Raw genomic sequence first — 17,963 nt, forward strand, 5'->3', positions numbered from 1 at the left:
AAAGCTTCAGGAGAAGCGCGCTCCGACGAAGAGGCTTTCATGCTGTCCAATCTGCTCATCGTGCTTCCGGTCTTCGCGCTCATCCTGACGGGCTGGGTCGCCCGACGCAGCGGCGCCCTCGGCCCCAACGCCACGCGCGAAGTCAATCGCCTTGTGGTTCATCTGGCTCTGCCCGCCCTGCTCTTCGACATCATGGCCGGGGCCGAGCCGGAACAGATCTGGCGGCCCGGCTTCATCCTGGCCTTCGCGGGCGGCTGCGGGATCGTCTTCGGCCTGACGCTCTGGCTGAGGATGCGGCGCGGGCGTCCTCTGGCGGACGCGGCCATCGAGGCGCTGAACGCCAGCTACGCCAATACGGGCTTCATCGGCTTTCCCCTGGCGCTGTCGGTGGCGGGCGAGGCGGGCATGGCCCCGACTCTGGCGGCCACGATCCTCACGGTTTCGGTGCTCTTCGCCTTCGCGATCATCCTGATCGAGAGCGGCCTGCGTCGGGAGGGAAGCCGCTGGAGGATCCTGCGCAAGACCTTCGTGTCTCTGGCGAGGAATCCGCTGCTGATCGCTCCGGTTCTGGGAGCGGCCTTCATGGTCTCGGGCTGGTCGACGCCTGAGCCTCTGGACGCCTATCTGCGTCTGCTGGGCGGGGCGGCCTCGCCCTGCGCGCTGATCGCGCTGGGCCTGTTTCTGGCGGGGAGCTCCGGACGCGAAGCCGCCGCGGAGGCCGGACGCGGCGTCGAGAGGCTGCTGATCCTCCTCAAGCTGATCGGACAGCCGCTGATCACATGGATCATCGCGGGGCCTCTTCTGGGGCTGCCCGCCGATGCGACGCGGCTTGTCGTGCTGCTGGCGGCCCTGCCGACCGGGACCGGCCCCTTCATGCTCGCCGAGCTTTACGAACGCGAGGGCCTGCTCACGGCGCGCGTGGTGCTCAAGACGACCATCCTCTCGGTGGGCACGATCTCGGCCTATCTGGCCTTCGCCGCCTGAGGTTCTCTGGGGGCTTCACGAATCCGCGCAGGACGCAGGAAGGGGCGAGGAACGGATCGCCTGACTGCGCGCCGTCTCCGCCCGGAAAACGTCTCTCCCGATCTGGGGCGAGATCTTTCAGGTTGGGTTAATCATTTCCTGTTCGTCGTCCCGATAATTCCGGGATCGCCCGCAGCGGAGGCCGCGATCCGGAGCAGCCTGGCGGAGCGCGGCGCCGAAAGGCCCCCTTCCTCCCGGTCGACCAAGGGGCGACATGCTGATTCGCATGGAGAAGAACCGGCCCTCAGACGCGCAGGGCGGGAGGCTTCGGAGCCTCGGCCGCCGCCGGAACGCCGCGCCTGCGGCAGAGATTCCTGCAAGGCCTCGCAGTCAAGGCCTTCATCGTGCAAGGATCCTCAGGCTCCGGCGAGGACATCGCCCTTGTCCGGCGGGTCCGGCCCCTTCGCTGCGCCGCGCTCCCGCGTCACGGCTGCGGGCCATGGCCTGCGGGAGATCCGAAAACCTGGAGATTCTTCAGTACGCAACCTGAAGGCGCTTTTAAGGGGACTTGCGAATCCTCAATGCAGCGTTGTTCCATATCGACTATCGCGATAGGATAGTCGCGCGAGCCATCGAGACGGGCGGACCTGCGCTTCGGGATGCTCCCGTCGGAGATCGATCGGATGAGGTTGCGCCAATCTGGCGCCTTGGAGGGACGATCGTGCATTCACTTCGGAGATATCGCCCTGTCATGTTCTGCGCCGCGGCCGCGCTTCTCTCGGGAGCGCCCCCGGCCTCCGCGCAGGAGACGAACGGCTTCTACGCGAATTTCCATCCCAACGCCCTCCCGGGCAACACGCTGAGTCTGGTCGTCTTCGGCGACGTCGGCGCCACGGGATCCATCACGAACGTCGACGGCTTCAATCTCGATTTCACCATCGACGACACCGGCGTCTTCCAGACCGCCATCGAAGTCGGCGACGCCCAGATGGCGATGGATGGAAGCATCAATGGGAAATCCTTCCTGGTCACCGCCGACAAGCCGATCAGCGGCATCGCCCTGAACAGATTCGAGGCCTCGAGCGATCAGACCGCCCTGCTGGATCTGCAGTCGCTCGGGACCGAATATTACGCCCTGGGCTTCACGCCCCTGGACGCCCGCTATCCCTCGCAGATGTCGATCACCGCCGTGCAGGACGGCACCGAAGTGACCATCACTTCACCCGTGCGCCTGGCCGGAGACCGTCCCGCCGGAACGCCCTTCACCATCACGCTCAACGCAGGCCAGTCCATCGCCTTCAACGCGGATGAGGTCGGCGACATCAGCGGAACCCATATCCTGGCCAATCGGCCGGTGGCGGTGTTCGGCGGCGCGCAATGCTCTCAGGTGCCGTTCGGCGTTCCCGCCTGCGACCATCTGATCGAACAGAATTTCCCCGTCAGCCGCTTCGATACGGATTATCATCTCGCCGTGAACTTCGGCGGCGGCGCGGACGCCGATCTGATCCGGGTGCTGGCCGCTTCCGACGACACCGAGGTCTTCCTCGACGGCGTTTCGCAGGGCGTCATCGACGCCGGAGAATTCCTGCAGATCGACCGGGTCGGCAACGCCCATCTCACCGCGAGCAAACCGGTGCAGGTCGGGCAGTACATCCGCGGCCAGGACGGCTCCCGCACCACCGGAGATCCCGGCTTCGCCATCGTGCCGAGCGTCGATCAGTGGCTCGATTCCTACACCTACGCCACGCCGACCGGCTCGGAGGCCTTCAGCCAGAACTTCCTGAACGTCGTGATCTCCGAAGCCGACGCCGCCACGCTCGCGCTGAACGGGGTCGACGTCGACAGTTCGGGCTTCGTCCTGCTGAACCAGTTCCTCTACGGCAACATCGCCATAGATCCGGGCTTCGGCGTGATCAGCGCGGACAACCCCTTCCTCGCGATGATCGCCGGATTCAACGATTTCGACAGCTATTTCAGCGCCATCGCGACGAGCTTCTCGGGAGGCGCCTCCAACCCGACGCCCGGCGACCTCCGCGACATCACCCAGGCCGACGATGTGGACGGCCAGCTCGGCGTGACGCTCAATCCGGTCTTCGCGGGCGGAACCCTCAACGCCTCGGTGGATCAGCCGGGGAATTTCCAGATCCGGTCTTCGGGCGGCGCGATCTCCGTCGCGCAGGACGTCGCTGTGACCTATGGAGGCGTGATCTCCGACTTCGCCGGAGATTCGGGCGCCCTCGCCAAGACAGGCGCCGGAACGCTCACCCTCGCGGGGGCCAACACCTACACCGGCGGCACGCTGGTTTCGGCCGGAACGCTGCGCCTCTCGGACGGCGCCTCCCTGATGGGCGGCGTGGTCAACAACGCGACCTTCGCGGCCGACGGAAGCGCCTCCGTCGCGGGGAACTTCCTCAACGCGGGCCTGCTCGACCTGCGCGACGGCGCCGCCGACGACCGGCTGGCCATCGGCGGATCCTACGCCGCGGCCAACGGCGCCGTGCTGCGGGTGGATGCGGCGCTCGCGGGGTCGGGCGGGACTGCGGATCGTCTGGTCGTCGGCGGCGACGTCGGGGCGGGCTCGACTCTCGTGGCGGCCACGCTCTCGGGAACCGGCGGCCTGACCGGATGGGAGGCGGGACAAGGAATCCCGGTCGTCGAGGTGGGCGGCGCGACCGACGCGGCCGATTTCCGGCTTCTCGGCGGGCCCGTGCAGAACAACGTCTTCCTCTACGACCTCAACCTGGAGAACGACGGCGTCTGGTATCTGCAATCCTCCTATCTGCCGACGATCCCGACCTACGAGGCCTATCCTTCGGCGCTTCTGAGCGTCTCGCAGCCTGCGCGGCTGCGCGACCGGGTCGGCGACCGGACGACGGCGGATCGGGCGGGCTCCTCGACGCAGAGCGCGCCGGGCCTCGGCTTTCTCGACCGGACCTGGGATCATCCCGAGCTCTGGATGCGGGCCGAGGGCGCGCAGGTCCGGCGGGGCCTTGAATCCTCGACCTCCTCGGCCTCCTCCGATCAGACCTACGCCCGCATCCAGGGCGGCGTCGACATCCCCGTGGGTCAGGTGGGCGGCGGCGCGCTCGTCGCGGGAGTGAACCTGCAATACGTCAACAGCAGCGTCGACGTGTCTTCGCCGCATGGAGATGGGAACATCGACATCGACAGCTACGGCCTGGGCGGCACGTTGACCTGGTATGGTCCCGACGGCCTCTACGCCGATGGTCAGGCCTATTACTTCGGGCATCGGGCCGAACTGCCGGGGCAGGGCTCCAGAAACGGCGCCTCCAGCGGCGGGGCCTCTCTGGAGGTGGGCAAGCGGATCGAGGTGGCGCCGACCTGGTCGGTCACGCCTCAGGCTCAGATCAGCTACACCACCGCCGATTTCGACGACTTCACCGGCCCTTACGGCGAACGCGTCTCGCTGCGCGACGGCGACAGCCTGCGCCTGCGCCTCGGGGCGAGCCTGGATCGCGAATGGACCGGCGCCAACGGCGGCAACGCGCTCTTCGTCAGCGCCAATCTGCTCGCCGAGGCGGACCGGACCACCGGCGTCGACGTGACGACCGGCGCCAACCGCTACGCCTTCGAGCGCCGGAGCCCTTCGACCTCCGGCGAACTGGGTCTGGGCGGTCAGATCGCCATCGCGCCTTCGACCTACGTCGGCGGCGCGGTCTATCTGGAGCATGGCTTCGACTCCGGCGCGAAGGCCAATCTCCGCGGCCAGGCCCTGCTCAACATCACCTGGTGAGCGCTCATGACCCGACATGCATGGAGGCCCTCGATGCGCTCTTCTCCCGGCTCCGGACTGGCGAAGGCCTTCTGCGCGGCGGGTCTGTCGGCGGCCCTCTTCTGGGGAGGGCCGTCCGGAGCCGCCTCGGCTCAGGTCGCGGGCCCGGGCGATCTCGTGGAGGCCCATCAGGACTGGGTGGTGCGCTGTCCGGCGGCGCAGGCGGCGACTCCTGTCCCGCGCTGCGAGGCCGTGCAGGACGTGCGGCGCAGGGATGGAGACGGACGACGCGTCATCGGCGTGGTCGTCGCGCATGACGAGGCGGGGAGGCTTCAGGCGACGATCCTGGCGCCTCTGGGGGTCTCCCTCTCCGGCGGCGTGGAGCTCTTCCTCGACGCGGGCGCGGTCTCTCTGGCCCGCTTTCCCTTCTCCGCCTGTCAGCAGGCGGGATGCGTGGCGAAGATCCCCCTGAACGAGCCGCTGCTCTCCGCCTTCCAGCGGGGTCGGGCGATCCGCGTGCGGGTCCGGACGGACGAAGGCCGTTCGGCGGATCTGCCGATCTCGCTGCGCGGCTTCACCTCGGCCCACCAGCGCCTGACCGCTCCGGGGCGCTGAGCCTTCTGCGGCGAGGACGTCGCCCTTCCGGTCGGCGTCCGGGAAGCCCTCCGCCCTGCGGGGGGCTTCGGCTTGCGAAGGGGGTTTCGCTCCGGGATTTTGTTATGTAATAACATAACTAATCTTTGCAGCGCACCGAGGACGCCATGTCGAGCCTTTCCCCATCGCCAGATCGCCGTCTCCCCGTCGCCGTCCTGTCCGGATTTCTCGGCGCAGGCAAGACGACCCTGCTCAACCACGTGCTGAACGCCCGCGAAGGCCGCCGCGTGGCGGTGATCGTCAACGACATGTCGGAGGTGAACATAGACGCCGACCTCGTGCGCGGCGGCGCCGAGCTTTCCCAGGCGGAGGAAAGGCTCGTCGAGATGACCAACGGCTGCATCTGCTGCACCCTGCGCGAGGATCTGCTGACCGAAGTCCGCCGTCTGGCCGCGGAGGGCCGCTTCGATTACCTGCTGATCGAATCCACCGGCGTCTCCGAGCCCCTGCCGGTGGCCGCGACCTTCGAATTCCGCGACGAAGAGGGCGAAAGCCTGTCGGATCTGGCGCGGCTGGACGCCATGATCACCGTGGTGGACGCGGTGAACCTCACGGCGGATTTCTCCAGCCGCGACTTCATCGCGGATCGCGGCGAGAGCCTCGGCGCGGAGGATCAGCGCAGCCTGATCGATCTGCTCACCGACCAGATCGAATTCGCCGACGTGATCATCCTGAACAAGATCACCGAGGCCGGACCCGCACGCCTGGAGCAGGCGCGCAGGATCATCCGGGCGCTCAACGCCGACGCAAGGCTGATCGAGACGGATTTCTCCAGGGTCGAGGCGGCGCAGATCCTCGACACCGGCCTCTTCGACTTCGAGAAGGCCCATCTCCATCCGCTCTGGGCCAGGGAGCTTCACGGCTTCGCCGACCACGTTCCGGAGACGGAGGAATACGGGATCTCCTCCTTCGTCTGGCGGGCGCGCCGGCCCTTCGATCCGGCGAGGATCCACGAAGTCCTCAACGGCGAGCTGCCCGGCGTGATCCGGGCCAAGGGGCATTTCTGGATCGCCACCCAGCCCGACTGGGTCGCGGAATATTCTCTGGCGGGGGCTTTGTCTTCGGTGCGGCCTCTGGGGAACTGGTGGAGTTCGGTTCCCGAAGAGCGCTGGCCGCAGGACGCCGGATCTCTGGCCCGGATCTCCGGAGTCTGGGAGGAGCCCTGGGGAGACCGCCGTCAGGAGCTGGTCTTCATCGGTTCGGGCATGGATCGGGCGGCCATCTCGGCGGCTCTGGAGGCGGCGCTCCTCGACGGGCCCGCAGGCCGGGAGAAGCTTCCCGATCCCTTCCCGCCGTGGGGCGAGGCCGAAACGGCGTGAGATCCGCCGCCTGTCGCGCGGGCGCGGCTCCGGCTCAGGCCCTGCCCGGGTCCGGCGCCTCGCTCTCGAAGCGGAAGATGGCGAGGCTGCGCTCGCGCTCGTTGACCACCAGCCGCCGGTTGATCGGGGCATGGGCGCGGGCGGCGCAATCGGGGCGTTCGCAGAGATAGCAGTTGAGCCCCACGTCCACCGGACGCATCCGCTCCAGATCGATTCCCTCGGCGTAGATCAGGCGCGGCGCATAGGCGACGTCGCAGCCCAGCCCGATGGCCCATTTCTGCGCCGGAGCCCCATGCGCGCCTCCCGCCCGCGTCACCGTGCGGGCGATGGAGAAATAGCTCGCGCCCTCGGGCATGCGGATCACCTGGGTCTGGACCTGGCCCGGCGTCTCGAAGGCCGCATGGATGTTCCAGAGCGGACAGGAGCCGCCGAAGCGCGAAAAGGGGAAGCGTCCTGCGCTGAAGCGTTTGGAGATGTTGCCCGCCCGATCCACCCGCACGAAGAAGAAGGGGATCCCCCGCGCCTCCGGGCGCTGGAGGGTGGTCATGCGATGGGCCGTCTGCTCGAAGCTGGTCCCGAAGCGATGGCTGAGCAGCTCCACGTCGTAGCGCGCCGATTCGCAGGCGGCCAGAAAGCGGCCATAGGGCATCATCAGCGCGGCGGCGAAGTAATTGGCGAGGCTCACCCGCGCGAGGCTCTCCGTCACCGGATCGGAAAGGCCCGCTCCCGAGACCAGCCGGTCGATGGTCTCCTGACGCTCCAGACGCGCCAGAAGCACGGCGATCTGGAAGCGGCGGCTCGGCTGGGCCAGCAGCTCGGAGAAGAGAAGCTCCTTGCGGTGGGGCTCGAAGCGGCGGAGCTGGTCGCCCATCACCGGCGCGGGCAGGATCCGCACCCGGATGCCATGCGCCGAAAGCCGCTCGGTCAGAGCCAGATGCGGTTCGTTGCGATGGAGCGCCAGCTCCTCCGCCAGGGATTCCGCCGCGCGGTCCAGAGGATCGACGTGGTTCTTCTGGGCGAAGAACCAGCCGCGCACGGCCTCCACGGGCCGCGAGACCTCGGCGAGGGCCTCCACCTTGTCGCGGTCGGTGAGGGGATTGGCGTCGGCCTGAGGGCGCACCAGCTCTTCGCGATAGCGGTCATGGAGCTTCACGAAGGCGGCGGCGATCTTCGGCGAGGCCTGAAGCACCGCCTCGATCTCGACGCGGGAGGGCGCGCCGCTCCCCGAGAGGGCGGGATCCTTCAGCGCGGCGGCGAAATCGGCGGCGAGCTGGGCGTCGGTGGAGGGGGCCAGCTCCGCCACGTTGAGGTCGTAGACCTCCGCCAGCCGCATCAGCAGCTTCGCCGAGGCCGGGCGCTGATCGGCCTCGATGAGGGTGACGTAGCTGGCGGAGACCCCCAGCTCCGCCGCCATCTGCGCCTGAGTCAGCCCCAGAGACTGGCGCAGGGCCTTGAGCCTCTGGCCGATGATGAGCTTTTCGCCGCGGGCGGTCATGGGCGGGCCTTACAAAAGTTACAGAACTTGCGGATGTCTCGTGACCTGACTGACAGCAACACCCTTATATCGCTGGGTTTCGTCAAGATCATGCTGCATCTGCTTCGTGACATGACTAGCGTGACTTCACACCCGAGTCACGGAGCTTCGTCATGCCGCTCGATCGCCCGACCTCCACCGCCGCTCCCATCGTCCTGCGCGACGCCCCCGGCGCGGATCACGTCCTGACCCCCGAGGCTCTGGCCTTCGTCGCCGAGCTCCAGAGCCGCTTCGGCCTGAGGCTGCATGCGCTGATGGTCGCCCGCACGCGCCGTCAGGAGCGCTTCGACCGGGGCGAGCTGCTCGACTATCTGCCCGAGACCCAGGCGATCCGTCAGGGCGTCTGGCGCGCCGATCCCGCTCCCGAGGCCCTGCTCGACCGCCGCGTCGAGATCACCGGCCCCGTCGAGCGCAAGATGATGATCAACGCGCTGAACTCGGGCGCGAAGGTCTTCATGGCCGATTTCGAGGACGCCACCGCGCCGAGCTTCCCGAACATCATCGCGGGCCACGCCAACATGCTGGATCACCGCGACGGCACGCTGGAACATGACGATCCGAAAAGCGGAAAGTCCTATCGCGTGGGGCCCGAGCCTGCGGTCCTCATCGTGCGTCCGCGCGGATTGCACATGCAGGAGGCGAACGTCCTGATCGGCGGACAGCCGGTTTCGGCGGCGCTCTTCGACTTCGGCCTGAACGTCTTCCATTGCGGGCGGGCTCTGGCGGCCACGGGGCGCGGCCCCTTCTACTACCTCCCCAAGCTGGAGAGCCATGAAGAGGCCCGCTTCTGGAACGAGGTCTTCGTCTTCGCCCAGGACCGCACCGGACTTCAGCGCGGCACGATCAAGGCCACGGTGCTGATCGAGACCCTGCCCGCCGCCTTCGAGATGGACGAGATCATCTGGGAGCTGCGCGAGCACATCGCCGGTCTGAACTGCGGCCGCTGGGACTACATCTTCAGCTACATCAAGACCCTGCGCGCCCATGGAGCCTATCTGCTGCCCGACCGCGCCGAAGTCACCATGGACAAGGCCTTCCTCGCGACCTATGCGGCGCGTCTGGTGAAGGTCTGCCATCGCCGCGGCATCCACGCCATGGGCGGCATGGCCGCGCAGATCCCGGTCAAGGGCGACCCGGAGGCCAACGAACGCGCCTTCGCCAAGGTGCGCGCCGACAAGCTCCGCGAGGTCCAGTTGGGCCATGACGGAACCTGGGTCGCGCATCCCGACCTCGTGCCGGTCGCCCGCGAGATCTTCGACGCCGAGATGTCCGGCCCGAACCAGATCCGCATTCCGCGCCACACCTATCGGATCGAGCCCGCCATGCTGCTCAAGCCCCATGCCGGCGAAGTCACCGAGGCGGGAGTCCGGACGAACATCTCCGTGGCCGTCGAATATCTCGCGCAATGGATCTCCGGACGCGGCGCCGTGCCGATCAACAACCTCATGGAGGACGCCGCCACCGCCGAGATCGGCCGCGCGCAGCTCTGGCAATGGCGCCGTCATGGCGCGGCGGTTTCGCTGACCCTCGGCGGAGCCCGCAAGCTGGACGAGGAATGGCTGGGCGAACTCTTCCAGACGGAGATCCTGGCGATCCTGGAGCGCGTCGGGCCTTCGGCCTTCCATCGCGGGCATTACGCCTCGGCGGCGCGGATCGTCCAGGACGCCGTGCTCGCCGAGACCCTCCCGGACTTCATCACCGCTCCGGCCTACGCCGTGCTGAACGTGCTCGACTGATGGAAGAGCTGCGCATGGCCTCGTCTTTCGGCGGCCCCGCCTTCTGGACCGCCGTCCTTCCCTTTCCCGACCTGAACAAAGGACTTCTCCCCATGACGACCCGTCCCTCCTACGCCGAGATCCGCGCCGATCTGCTCAAGCGTCATCCCTCGGGCGAGGCGCCCGGCGGCGTCGCCATCGACGACATCGTGCAGCTGCGCCTGCAGAACACCTGGGACTCGCATCTCGACATCGCCCGCCAGATGGCCGGAGTCATGCGCGCCGACATGGCCGCCTATGACGCCGACAGCGCGAAGTTCACCCAGTCGCTGGGCTGCTGGTCGGGCTTCCACGCTCAGCAGATGATCAAGGCGGTCAAGCGTCTGCGCGGCACGGCGAAGGGCACCTACGTCTATCTGTCGGGCTGGATGGTGGCGGGCCTGCGCAACCGCTGGGGCCATCTGCCGGATCAGTCCATGCACGAGAAGACCGCCGTCGCGGATCTCATCCAGGAGATCTACGTCTCGCTGCGCCAGGCCGACGAAGTGGCGATCAACGACCTCTTCAAGACCCTCAAGGCCGCGAAGACCGAAGCCGAGCGCAAGGCCGCCATCGCCGCCATCGACGGCTTCGAGACCCATGTCGTGCCGATCATCGCCGACATCGACGCGGGCTTCGGCAACGAACACGCCACCTATCTGCTCGCCAAGGAGCTGATCAAGGCGGGCGCCTGCTGCCTCCAGATCGAGAACCAGGTCTCGGACGCCAAGCAATGCGGCCATCAGGACGGCAAGGTCACGGTGCCGCGCGAGGACTTCATCGAGAAGCTGCGCGCCTGCCGCCTCGCCTTCGAGGAGCTGGGCGTCGAGGACGGCGTGATCGTGGCGCGCACCGACAGCCTCGGCGCGGGCCTGACCCAGAAGGTGCCGGTCAGCCAGCAGGCGGGCGACCTCGCCTCCGATTACATCAAGTGGCTCAAGACCGAGCCGATCACCGCCGGAAACCCCATCCGTGAAGGCGAGCTGGCGCTGTATCAGGGCGGCGAATTCGTCAAGCCGCAGCGTCTGCCGAACGGGCTCTTCCCCTTCAAGGAGAACACCGGACGCGCCCGCGTGATCGAGGATTGCGTGGCCTCGCTGAATCAGGGCGGCGCGGATCTGCTCTGGATCGAGACCGACACGCCCAACGTCGACGAGATCGCGGGCATGGTCGCCGAGATCCGTCAGAAGGCTCCCAAGGCGAAGCTCACCTACAACAACTCCCCGAGCTTCAACTGGACGCTGAACCTGCGCAAGCAGGTGCGCAGCCAGTGGCTGGCCGAGGGCAAGATCCAGGCGGGCGACTACCCCGAAGGCAACGAGCTCATGAAGGCCGAGTTCGACGCCACGGATCTCGGCCGCGAGGCGGACGCGCGTCTGCGCCGCTTCCAGACCGACATTTCGGCGCGGGCGGGGGTGTTCCACAACCTCATCACCCTGCCGACCTTCCATCTGACGGCGAAGTCGGTGGACGAGCTCTCGCGCGGCTATTTCGGCGAAGACAAGATGCTGGCCTATGTCGCGACGGTGCAGCGCGAGGAGATCCGCCGCGGAGTCTCGGCGGTGAAGCATCAGCATGAGGTGGGTTCGGATCTTGGCGACAGCTTCAAGGAGATGGTTTCCGGCGAGCGCGCCCTGAAGGCGGGCGGACACGCCAACACCATGAACCAGTTCGCGGCCGAGTAAGCGCCGCCAGAGATCCGGGCCGGGCATTCGCGGCGAGTCTTCCTGGTCCGGAGCGCCCTCCCTTGCGGGAGGGCGCAACCATTTCAGGCTTCCGCGCGCAGCTTGCGCGCCGTGGCGACGAGATGGCCGAGCGCCGCTTCGACCTCGGGCCAGCCGCGGGTCTTCAGTCCGCAATCGGGGTTGACCCAGAGCCGATCCGCCGGGATGGCCTCGGCGGCCTTGCGCATGAGCGCGCGCATCTCGGCTTCGGAGGGCACGCGGGGCGAATGGATGTCCCAGACGCCCGGCCCGATCTCGTTGGGATAGGCGAAGTCCTCGAAGGCGGACAGAAGCTCCATGTCCGAACGCGAGGTCTCGATGGAGATCACGTCGGCGTCCATGGCGGCCACGGCGGGCATGATGTCGCCGAACTCCGCATAGCACATGTGGGTGTGGATCTGGGTGTCGTCGCGCACCGGAGAAGCCGAAAGCCGGAAGCTCTCCACGGCCCAGGCGAGATAGGCCTCCCAGTCGGCGCGGCGCAGAGGCAGGCCCTCGCGGAGCGCAGGTTCGTCGATCTGGATCGCCGGAAGCCCCGCCGCTTCGAGATCCGCCACCTCGTCGCGGATGGCGAGCGCGATCTGACGGCAGGTTTCCGAACGCGGCTGGTCGTCGCGCACGAAGGACCATTGCAGGATCGTCACCGGGCCGGTGAGCATGCCCTTCATCGGGCGCTCGGTGAGGGATTGCGCGATCCGCGACCACTCGACCGTCATGGGCGCCGGGCGCGCGACGTCGCCGAAGATCAGCGGCGGCTTGACGCAGCGCGAGCCGTAGCTCTGCACCCAGGCCATGCGCGTGAAGGCGAAGCCCGAAAGCTGTTCGCCGAAATATTCCACCATGTCGTTGCGCTCGAATTCGCCATGGACGAGCATGTCCAGACCCAGCGCCTCCTGACGACGGATGCAAGCCTCGGTTTCAGCCCGCAGGAAATCCGCATAGCCCTGATCCGACAAGAGACCCTTGCGATGATCGGCGCGGGCCCGGCGGACTTCGGCGGTCTGGGGGAAGCTGCCGATGGTGGTCGTCGGGAAGCGCGGCAGGTTCAGACGCTGCGTCTGAAGCGCGCGGCGCGCGGCGTAAGGCGAGCCCCGGCGCAGATCCTCGGGCTTCACGGCGGCGGCGCGGGACTTCACCGCCGGATCATGGATGCGCGGCGAAACCCGACGCGAGGCCACGGCCCTGGCGTTCTCGGCGAGGGCGCCGGAGACCTCTTCGCCGTTGAGGGCGCGGGTCAGCGTCGAAACCTCGGCGAGCTTCTGGATCGCGAAGGCCAGCCAGGTCTTCAGCTCCGGATCAAGCTCCGTCTCCGCCGCGAGATCCACCGGGACATGCAGCAGCGAGCAGGAAGGCGCGATCTGGATCCGCTCTCCCCCGAGCTTCCGGGCCGCCTCCCGAGCCTGCTGCAGCGCCGCCGCGAGATCCGCCCGCCAGACGTTGCGTCCGTCGATCAGGCCCAGCGAGAGCAGCTTGTCGCCCGCCTTCTCCAGAGCGGGGCCGAGCTGCTCCGGCGCGCGGACGAGATCCAGATGAACCCCCGCCGCCGGCAGCGAGAAGACCAGATCCAGGGCGTCGCCGAGGCCGCCGAAATAGCTCGCGAGGAGGATCTTCGGCCCGGCCTTGCTCAGGCGCGCATAGGCCGCGGTCAGCGCCGCGCGCTGGGCCTCGTTCAGATCGGTGGCGAGGATCGGCTCGTCGATCTGAACCCAGTCGGCGCCCGCCTCGGCCAGTTGGCGCAAAAGCTCCTCATAAACCGGGAGAACCGCCTCCAGCAGGCTCAGAGGCTCCAGCCCCTCGCTCTTGGCCTTGCCGAGCGACAGCCAGGTGACCGGCCCGATCAGCACCGGGCGGGTGTGGATCCCGAGCGCGCGGGCCTCCAGAAACTCAGCGACCGGCTTGCGCGAGGAGAGGGCGAAGCGCTGCCCCGCCGTGAACTCCGGGACGATGAAATGATAATTGGTGTCGAACCATTTGGTCATCTCCATGGCGGGGGCGTCCTTCGCGCCGCGGGCCATGGCGAAATAGCGCGCCAGATCGCCTTCGATGGCGGCGAAGCGCTCCGGGACGGCGCCGAGCAGAGCCGTCATGTCGAGCATCTGGTCGTAGAAGGAGAAGTCGTTCGAGGGGATGGAGGAGATCCCCGCCTCCTGCTGGATCCGCCAGTGGCGGGCCCGCAGAGCCGCGCCCTCGGCGGCGAGGTCTTCAGCGGAGCGCGCGCCTGTCCAATGCGCCTCCAGAGCGGTCTTGAGTTCGCGCCGCGCGCCGATGCGCGGGAATCCGAGATTGGCGGCCTGAGCCATGAGTCTGCTCCTTGATCCTGGTGACGGCGCAGGCTAGGGAGGCGGCTCCATGAGCGGAAATGGTATGATCTCATCGACTCATGAACAGGAATCATGCATGCTCGACCGCCAGCATCTGGCCATCCTGCGCGAACTGGATCGCCTCGGCTCGGTCACGGCGGCGGCGGAGCGGCTGAACCTCACGCAATCGGCGCTCAGCCACGCCATGCGCAAATTCGAGGCCCGTCATGGCGTCCAGGTCTGGCGCAAGGAGGGGAGGGCGCTGAAGCTCACCCAGGCGGGGGAATATCTGCTGGCTCTGGCGCAACGCGTCCTGCCGCAGCTCGAACACGCCGAGCGCGTCCTCTCCGATTACGCCGAGGGGGCGCGGGGAACTCTGCGGGTCGGCATGGAGTGCCATCCCTGCCGCCAATGGCTGATGCGCGTGACGGCGCCTTATCTGGCGCTCTGGCCGGAGGTGGACCTCGATCTGCGGACGGCCTTCCGCTTCGGCGGCGTGGGGGCGCTGCTCGGCCATGAAATCGACCTGCTCATCACGCCGGATCCTCTGAAATTGCCGGGCATCCGCTATGTGCGGGCGCTGGATTACGAGCTTGTCCTCGCGGTTCCGGAAGGCCATGCTCTGGGCGCCGTGGCGCAGCCCGAAGACCTCATCGGCGAGACGCTCATCACCTATCCCGTGGAGCCGGAGCGTCTGGACGTCTTCACGCGCTTCCTCGCGCCGAAACATTGCCTGCCGCGGCGGCATCGCGCCGTCGAGACCACGGAGCTGATGCTCCAGCTCGTGGCGGCGGGGCGCGGCGTCAGCGTCATCCCGGACTGGATGCTGCGCGAAGAGGGCGCAGGCCTGCCCATCCGCGCCGTGAGGCTCGGAGAGGCGGGCCTCGACAAATCCCTGCATCTCGGCTTGCGCCGGGGCGAGGAGAAGCTCGATTACCTCGCGGGCTTCGTGGATCTCGCTCGGGAGATCGGGGCTCAGGCGGGAATGACCGCCTCGGGCATGCCGTGACGGCGGAAGCTCTCGGCCACGGTCCCCTCCGCCTTCATGCGGCGCACAAGCTCCGTCGCGGCGGCGAGGGCCTCGGGCCGGCCCTTCGGCACGGCCACGGCGGTTTCGGCGCGATGGAAATTCCCCTCGGCGATCCTCACGCCGGGCCTGCGCCGCGCCAGATCCTCCAGAGCCAGACGCCCCAGAGCCAGGGCGTCGCAGAGCCCGGCCTCGAAGGCCGCGACGGCCTCGGGCAGGCTCGCTGCGCCCGTCACCTCCGCGCCCGAGGCGGCTTTCTCGGCGCTGCGGAGGGTGGCCGTCTCCGCGACGCCCATGATCCGCACGCCCGGCCTGTGCAGCTCCTGCGCATGGCGGAAAGGGCTCTCGGCGCGGAGCAGATAGCTGCTTTCGCCCGCATGAAAGGCCTCGCCGAACTCGACGATCCTGCGGCGGGCCTCGTCCACCGGCGCGAAGGAGAGATCCCAGATGCCGTCGTTCGCCGTGGCGATGATCTCGCCCGAGCTGGAGAGCGGAACCAGACGCACCGGCAGGCCCGTGAGCTCGCCGATGCGGCGGGCGAGGTCCACGGTGACGCCTTCGGGCTCCGTCCCGCCCTCGGGGATGGAGGTCCAGACGGCGGATTTCGTCGGGCCCACCGCAAGGGCGATCCGGATCTCGCCCCGAGGCGCCAGAGCTGCGAACATGAGGACGCCTTTCAGGCCAGGATCATTTCGGGGACGTCGCCGTCGAGGATCAGGGCGGCCTCGGTGGCGGCGCGGATCTCTTCGAGGCTCACGCCTGGGGCGCGCTCGCGCAGGACGAGTCCGGCTTCGGTCGGCGCGATCACGGCCAGCTCCGTCACCACCAGATCCACCCGCCGCAGCGACGTCAGCGGGAGGGAGCAGCTCCTGACGATCTTGGATTCGCCCCGCGCGGCGTGCTGCATGGCCACCACCACCCGGGCCGCGCCCGTCACGAGATCCATGGCGCCGCCCATGCCGGGGACCATCTTGCCGGGCACCTTCCAGTTGGCGAGCCTTCCGGCCTCGTCCACCTGGAGTCCGCCGAGCACGGTCATGTCGAGATGTCCGCCCCGGATGAGGCCGAAGCTCATGGCGCTGTCGATGGAGGCCGCCCCCGGCGCCGCCGTGACGAAGCCGCCTCCGGCGTCGGTGAGGCTGAGGTTCTCCATGCCTTCGGGCGGACGGGCGCCCAGCCCGATCACGCCGTTCTCAGCCTGGAAGAAGACTCCGAGGCTGGCGGGCACATAGTTCGCCACCATCGAAGGCAGGCCGATGCCGAGATTCACCAGCATCCCCGGATGGATCTCGCGGGCCACGCGGCGGGCGATGATTTCCTTGGCGTCCATCTGCGTCGCTCCTCACAAGCCTGGGCGGATCAGCAGGTGATCCACCAGAACGCCCGGCGTCTTCACGGCGTCGGGCGGGATGACGCCCACCGGAACGATGCTGTCGGCTTCGGCGATCACCGTCGCCCCCGCCAGAGCCATGACCGGATTGAAGTTGTGCGCCGTCAGCAGATAGCGCAGATTCCCGACGTAATCGGCCTGCCAAGCGCCGAGAAGAGCGAAATCCGCCTTCAGGGGCGTCTCGACGAGGAAGCGCCGCCCCTGGACCTCGACGATCTGCTTGCCCTCCTCGACCTCGGTGCCGAGGCCGGTCGGCGTCAGCACGCCGCCGAGCCCCATGCCGCCCGCGCGGATGCGCTCGACGAGGGTGCCTTGCGGGACCAGCTCGCATTCCACCTCGCCGGAGATCATCTTCGCCTGCATCTCGGGGTTCAGGCCGATGTGCGAGGCGATCAGGCGGCTGATCAGCCCCGCCGAGATCAGCTTTCCGACGCCCTTGCCGGGGGTCGCGGCGTCGTTGCAGATCAGGGTGAGGTTCCGGGGTCGACGCGCCACGATGGCCTCGATCAGCCGCGCCGGAGTGCCGACGGCCATGAAGCCGCCGACCATCAGGCTCGCGCCGTCCGGGATGAGTTCGGCGGCGGCCTGCGGAGTCAATGCGCCCTTCATGCCTTACCTTTCTGCAAGAGAGGCCGAGGGCGATTCGGACGCCCGACTCGTCATGCGGGCAGGATGGAGCGGGCGATGGAGGCGTCAAGCGATTCGAAGGCGTCGAGACCTATCGTCGCATAGAGTTCGGCGCGGCTCTGCATCTCGGGGAGCATGGCCGTGGTCGCGCCGTCGCGGGCGAGGGTCGCGTAAAGCTTCTCCTGCGCCTTGTTCGCCACGCGGAGCGAAGAGACCGGCCAGATGATCATGTCATAGCCGAGATCCTGGAACTCCTGGGCGGTCAGGGCGGGGGTGCGGCCGAATTCGGTCATGTTGGCCAGCAGCCTCACTCCCGGCAGACGCGCCCGGACCTCCTTGAACATCTCCACCGAAGTCAGGGCCTCGGGGAAGATGGCGTCGGCTCCGGCCTCGACGTAGAGCTTCGCGCGGGCCACGGCGCCCTCGATCCCCTCGGAGGCCGCGGCGTCGGTGCGGGCGACGATCACCAGATGCCGCCGCGCCCGGGCCGCAGCCGCCACCTTGGCCGCCATGTCTGAGGCGAGGGCCAGCTTCTTGTCGTTGAGATGGCCGCATTTCTTCGGAAGAAGCTGGTCTTCGAGGTGGACGGCTCCGGCGCCCGCCTCCTCGAAGACGCGGACCATGTGCATGACGTTCAGCGCCTCGCCATAGCCGGTGTCGCCGTCCACCAGCAGCGGCAGGCCCGTCGCCCGCGCGATCTGGCGGATGAAGAAGGCGACTTCGTCCACGGTGATGATTCCGAGATCCGGCAGGCCCATCGAGGCGGTCATGGCCGCGCCCGAGAGGTAGAGCGCTTCGAATCCGGCGGCCTTGGCCTGAAGGGCGGCCTGTCCGTTATGGGCGCCGGGCATGCGCAGGATCCCCGGACGCGCCAGAGCCGCGCGGAAGCGACGGCCTGCGGGAGCCTCGGGCAGGTCTTCGGCGATCAGATAGGGCAT

General features: G+C 68.1%; 13 protein-coding genes. 7 read left to right on the plus strand and 6 right to left on the minus strand.

Annotated features, from left to right (window positions below):
• Window positions 1–39: 39 nt before the first annotated feature.
• The 4 genes from PHN62_RS07495 to PHN62_RS07510 all read left to right on the plus strand — a co-directional run bounded on the left by PHN62_RS07495 (window position 40) and on the right by PHN62_RS07510 (window position 6,669).
• The gene (locus PHN62_RS07495; RefSeq protein ID WP_300148498.1) at window positions 40–984 is read left to right on the plus strand and encodes an AEC family transporter; all 945 of its coding nucleotides are present in this window, start codon (window positions 40–42) and stop codon (window positions 982–984) included.
• A 730-nt stretch (window positions 985–1,714) separates the two neighbouring features.
• Window positions 1,715–4,717 carry an autotransporter outer membrane beta-barrel domain-containing protein gene (locus PHN62_RS07500; protein WP_300148501.1) on the plus strand — a complete coding sequence of 1,001 codons (3,003 nt, stop codon included), beginning with the start codon at window positions 1,715–1,717 and terminating at the stop codon, window positions 4,715–4,717.
• 33 nt (window positions 4,718–4,750) lie between these two features.
• Window positions 4,751–5,311 (plus strand): invasion associated locus B family protein, encoded by a 561-nt coding sequence (locus tag PHN62_RS07505; protein ID WP_300148504.1) that lies wholly within the window; start codon window positions 4,751–4,753, stop codon window positions 5,309–5,311.
• A gap of 146 nt (window positions 5,312–5,457) precedes the next feature.
• Window positions 5,458–6,669: a GTP-binding protein gene (locus PHN62_RS07510; RefSeq protein ID WP_300148507.1), complete on the plus strand. Its 1,212-nt coding sequence runs from the start codon at window positions 5,458–5,460 to the stop codon at window positions 6,667–6,669.
• A 34-nt stretch (window positions 6,670–6,703) separates the two neighbouring features.
• Here the strand turns inward: PHN62_RS07510 and PHN62_RS07515 are convergent, their stop codons facing one another.
• Window positions 6,704–8,164, minus strand: coding sequence for a short-chain fatty acyl-CoA regulator family protein (locus tag PHN62_RS07515; protein WP_300148510.1), 1,461 nt, complete (start codon window positions 8,162–8,164; stop codon window positions 6,704–6,706).
• 152 nt (window positions 8,165–8,316) lie between these two features.
• On the opposite strand from PHN62_RS07515, the gene aceB reads away from it, so the two are divergent.
• Together aceB and PHN62_RS07525 are read left to right on the plus strand one after the other, a co-directional pair.
• Window positions 8,317–9,939 carry a malate synthase A gene (gene aceB / locus PHN62_RS07520; RefSeq protein ID WP_300148512.1) on the plus strand — a complete coding sequence of 541 codons (1,623 nt, stop codon included), beginning with the start codon at window positions 8,317–8,319 and terminating at the stop codon, window positions 9,937–9,939.
• A 92-nt stretch (window positions 9,940–10,031) separates the two neighbouring features.
• The gene (locus tag PHN62_RS07525; RefSeq protein ID WP_300148515.1) at window positions 10,032–11,642 is read left to right on the plus strand and encodes an isocitrate lyase; all 1,611 of its coding nucleotides are present in this window, start codon (window positions 10,032–10,034) and stop codon (window positions 11,640–11,642) included.
• An 83-nt stretch (window positions 11,643–11,725) separates the two neighbouring features.
• Here PHN62_RS07525 and metE read toward each other — a convergent pair whose 3' ends face one another.
• Window positions 11,726–13,981, minus strand: a complete 2,256-nt coding sequence (metE, locus tag PHN62_RS07530) for a 5-methyltetrahydropteroyltriglutamate--homocysteine S-methyltransferase (RefSeq protein ID WP_300148518.1) — start codon at window positions 13,979–13,981, stop codon at window positions 11,726–11,728.
• Window positions 13,982–14,078: 97 nt separating this feature from the next.
• Here metE and PHN62_RS07535 point away from each other — a divergent pair, with 97 nt between their 5' ends.
• Window positions 14,079–14,990 carry a LysR family transcriptional regulator gene (locus PHN62_RS07535; RefSeq protein WP_300148520.1) on the plus strand — a complete coding sequence of 304 codons (912 nt, stop codon included), beginning with the start codon at window positions 14,079–14,081 and terminating at the stop codon, window positions 14,988–14,990.
• Here the strand turns inward: PHN62_RS07535 and PHN62_RS07540 are convergent.
• Genes PHN62_RS07540 through prpB form a run of 4 tightly spaced genes read right to left on the minus strand, consistent with a single transcriptional unit; the run spans window position 14,957 to window position 17,963 of the window.
• The gene (locus PHN62_RS07540; protein ID WP_300148523.1) at window positions 14,957–15,673 is read right to left on the minus strand and encodes a transporter substrate-binding domain-containing protein; all 717 of its coding nucleotides are present in this window, start codon (window positions 15,671–15,673) and stop codon (window positions 14,957–14,959) included. The two genes, PHN62_RS07535 and PHN62_RS07540, sit on opposite strands and share 34 nt — an antisense overlap.
• A gap of 11 nt (window positions 15,674–15,684) precedes the next feature.
• The gene (locus tag PHN62_RS07545; RefSeq protein WP_300148526.1) at window positions 15,685–16,338 is read right to left on the minus strand and encodes a 3-oxoacid CoA-transferase subunit B; all 654 of its coding nucleotides are present in this window, start codon (window positions 16,336–16,338) and stop codon (window positions 15,685–15,687) included.
• A gap of 12 nt (window positions 16,339–16,350) precedes the next feature.
• Window positions 16,351–17,007, minus strand: coding sequence for a CoA transferase subunit A (locus PHN62_RS07550; RefSeq protein ID WP_300148529.1), 657 nt, complete (start codon window positions 17,005–17,007; stop codon window positions 16,351–16,353).
• Window positions 17,008–17,057: 50 nt separating this feature from the next.
• On the minus strand, window positions 17,058–17,963 hold the full coding sequence (prpB, locus tag PHN62_RS07555) for a methylisocitrate lyase (RefSeq protein ID WP_300148532.1): 906 nt from the start codon (window positions 17,961–17,963) through the stop codon (window positions 17,058–17,060).

The organism is Neomegalonema sp., assembly GCF_028688855.1.
Taxonomy (GTDB): Bacteria; Pseudomonadota; Alphaproteobacteria; order Rhodobacterales; family Rhodobacteraceae; genus Neomegalonema.

Excerpts from the sequence above, each read along its gene's own strand:
- PHN62_RS07515 (WP_300148510.1), bottom strand. The coding sequence starts at position 8,164 with ATGACCGCCCGCGGCGAAAAGCTCATCATCGGCCAGAGGCTCAAGGCC.
- prpB (WP_300148532.1), bottom strand. The coding sequence starts at position 17,963 with ATGCCCTATCTGATCGCCGAAGACCTGCCCGAGGCTCCCGCAGGCCGT.
- PHN62_RS07505 (WP_300148504.1), top strand. The coding sequence starts at position 4,751 with ATGCGCTCTTCTCCCGGCTCCGGACTGGCGAAGGCCTTCTGCGCGGCG.
- PHN62_RS07545 (WP_300148526.1), bottom strand. The coding sequence starts at position 16,338 with ATGGACGCCAAGGAAATCATCGCCCGCCGCGTGGCCCGCGAGATCCAT.
- aceB (WP_300148512.1), top strand. The coding sequence starts at position 8,317 with ATGCCGCTCGATCGCCCGACCTCCACCGCCGCTCCCATCGTCCTGCGC.
- PHN62_RS07540 (WP_300148523.1), bottom strand. The coding sequence starts at position 15,673 with ATGTTCGCAGCTCTGGCGCCTCGGGGCGAGATCCGGATCGCCCTTGCG.
- PHN62_RS07495 (WP_300148498.1), top strand. The coding sequence starts at position 40 with ATGCTGTCCAATCTGCTCATCGTGCTTCCGGTCTTCGCGCTCATCCTG.
- PHN62_RS07550 (WP_300148529.1), bottom strand. The coding sequence starts at position 17,007 with ATGAAGGGCGCATTGACTCCGCAGGCCGCCGCCGAACTCATCCCGGAC.
- PHN62_RS07510 (WP_300148507.1), top strand. The coding sequence starts at position 5,458 with ATGTCGAGCCTTTCCCCATCGCCAGATCGCCGTCTCCCCGTCGCCGTC.
- metE (WP_300148518.1), bottom strand. The coding sequence starts at position 13,981 with ATGGCTCAGGCCGCCAATCTCGGATTCCCGCGCATCGGCGCGCGGCGC.
- PHN62_RS07500 (WP_300148501.1), top strand. The coding sequence starts at position 1,715 with ATGTTCTGCGCCGCGGCCGCGCTTCTCTCGGGAGCGCCCCCGGCCTCC.
- PHN62_RS07535 (WP_300148520.1), top strand. The coding sequence starts at position 14,079 with ATGCTCGACCGCCAGCATCTGGCCATCCTGCGCGAACTGGATCGCCTC.
- PHN62_RS07525 (WP_300148515.1), top strand. The coding sequence starts at position 10,032 with ATGACGACCCGTCCCTCCTACGCCGAGATCCGCGCCGATCTGCTCAAG.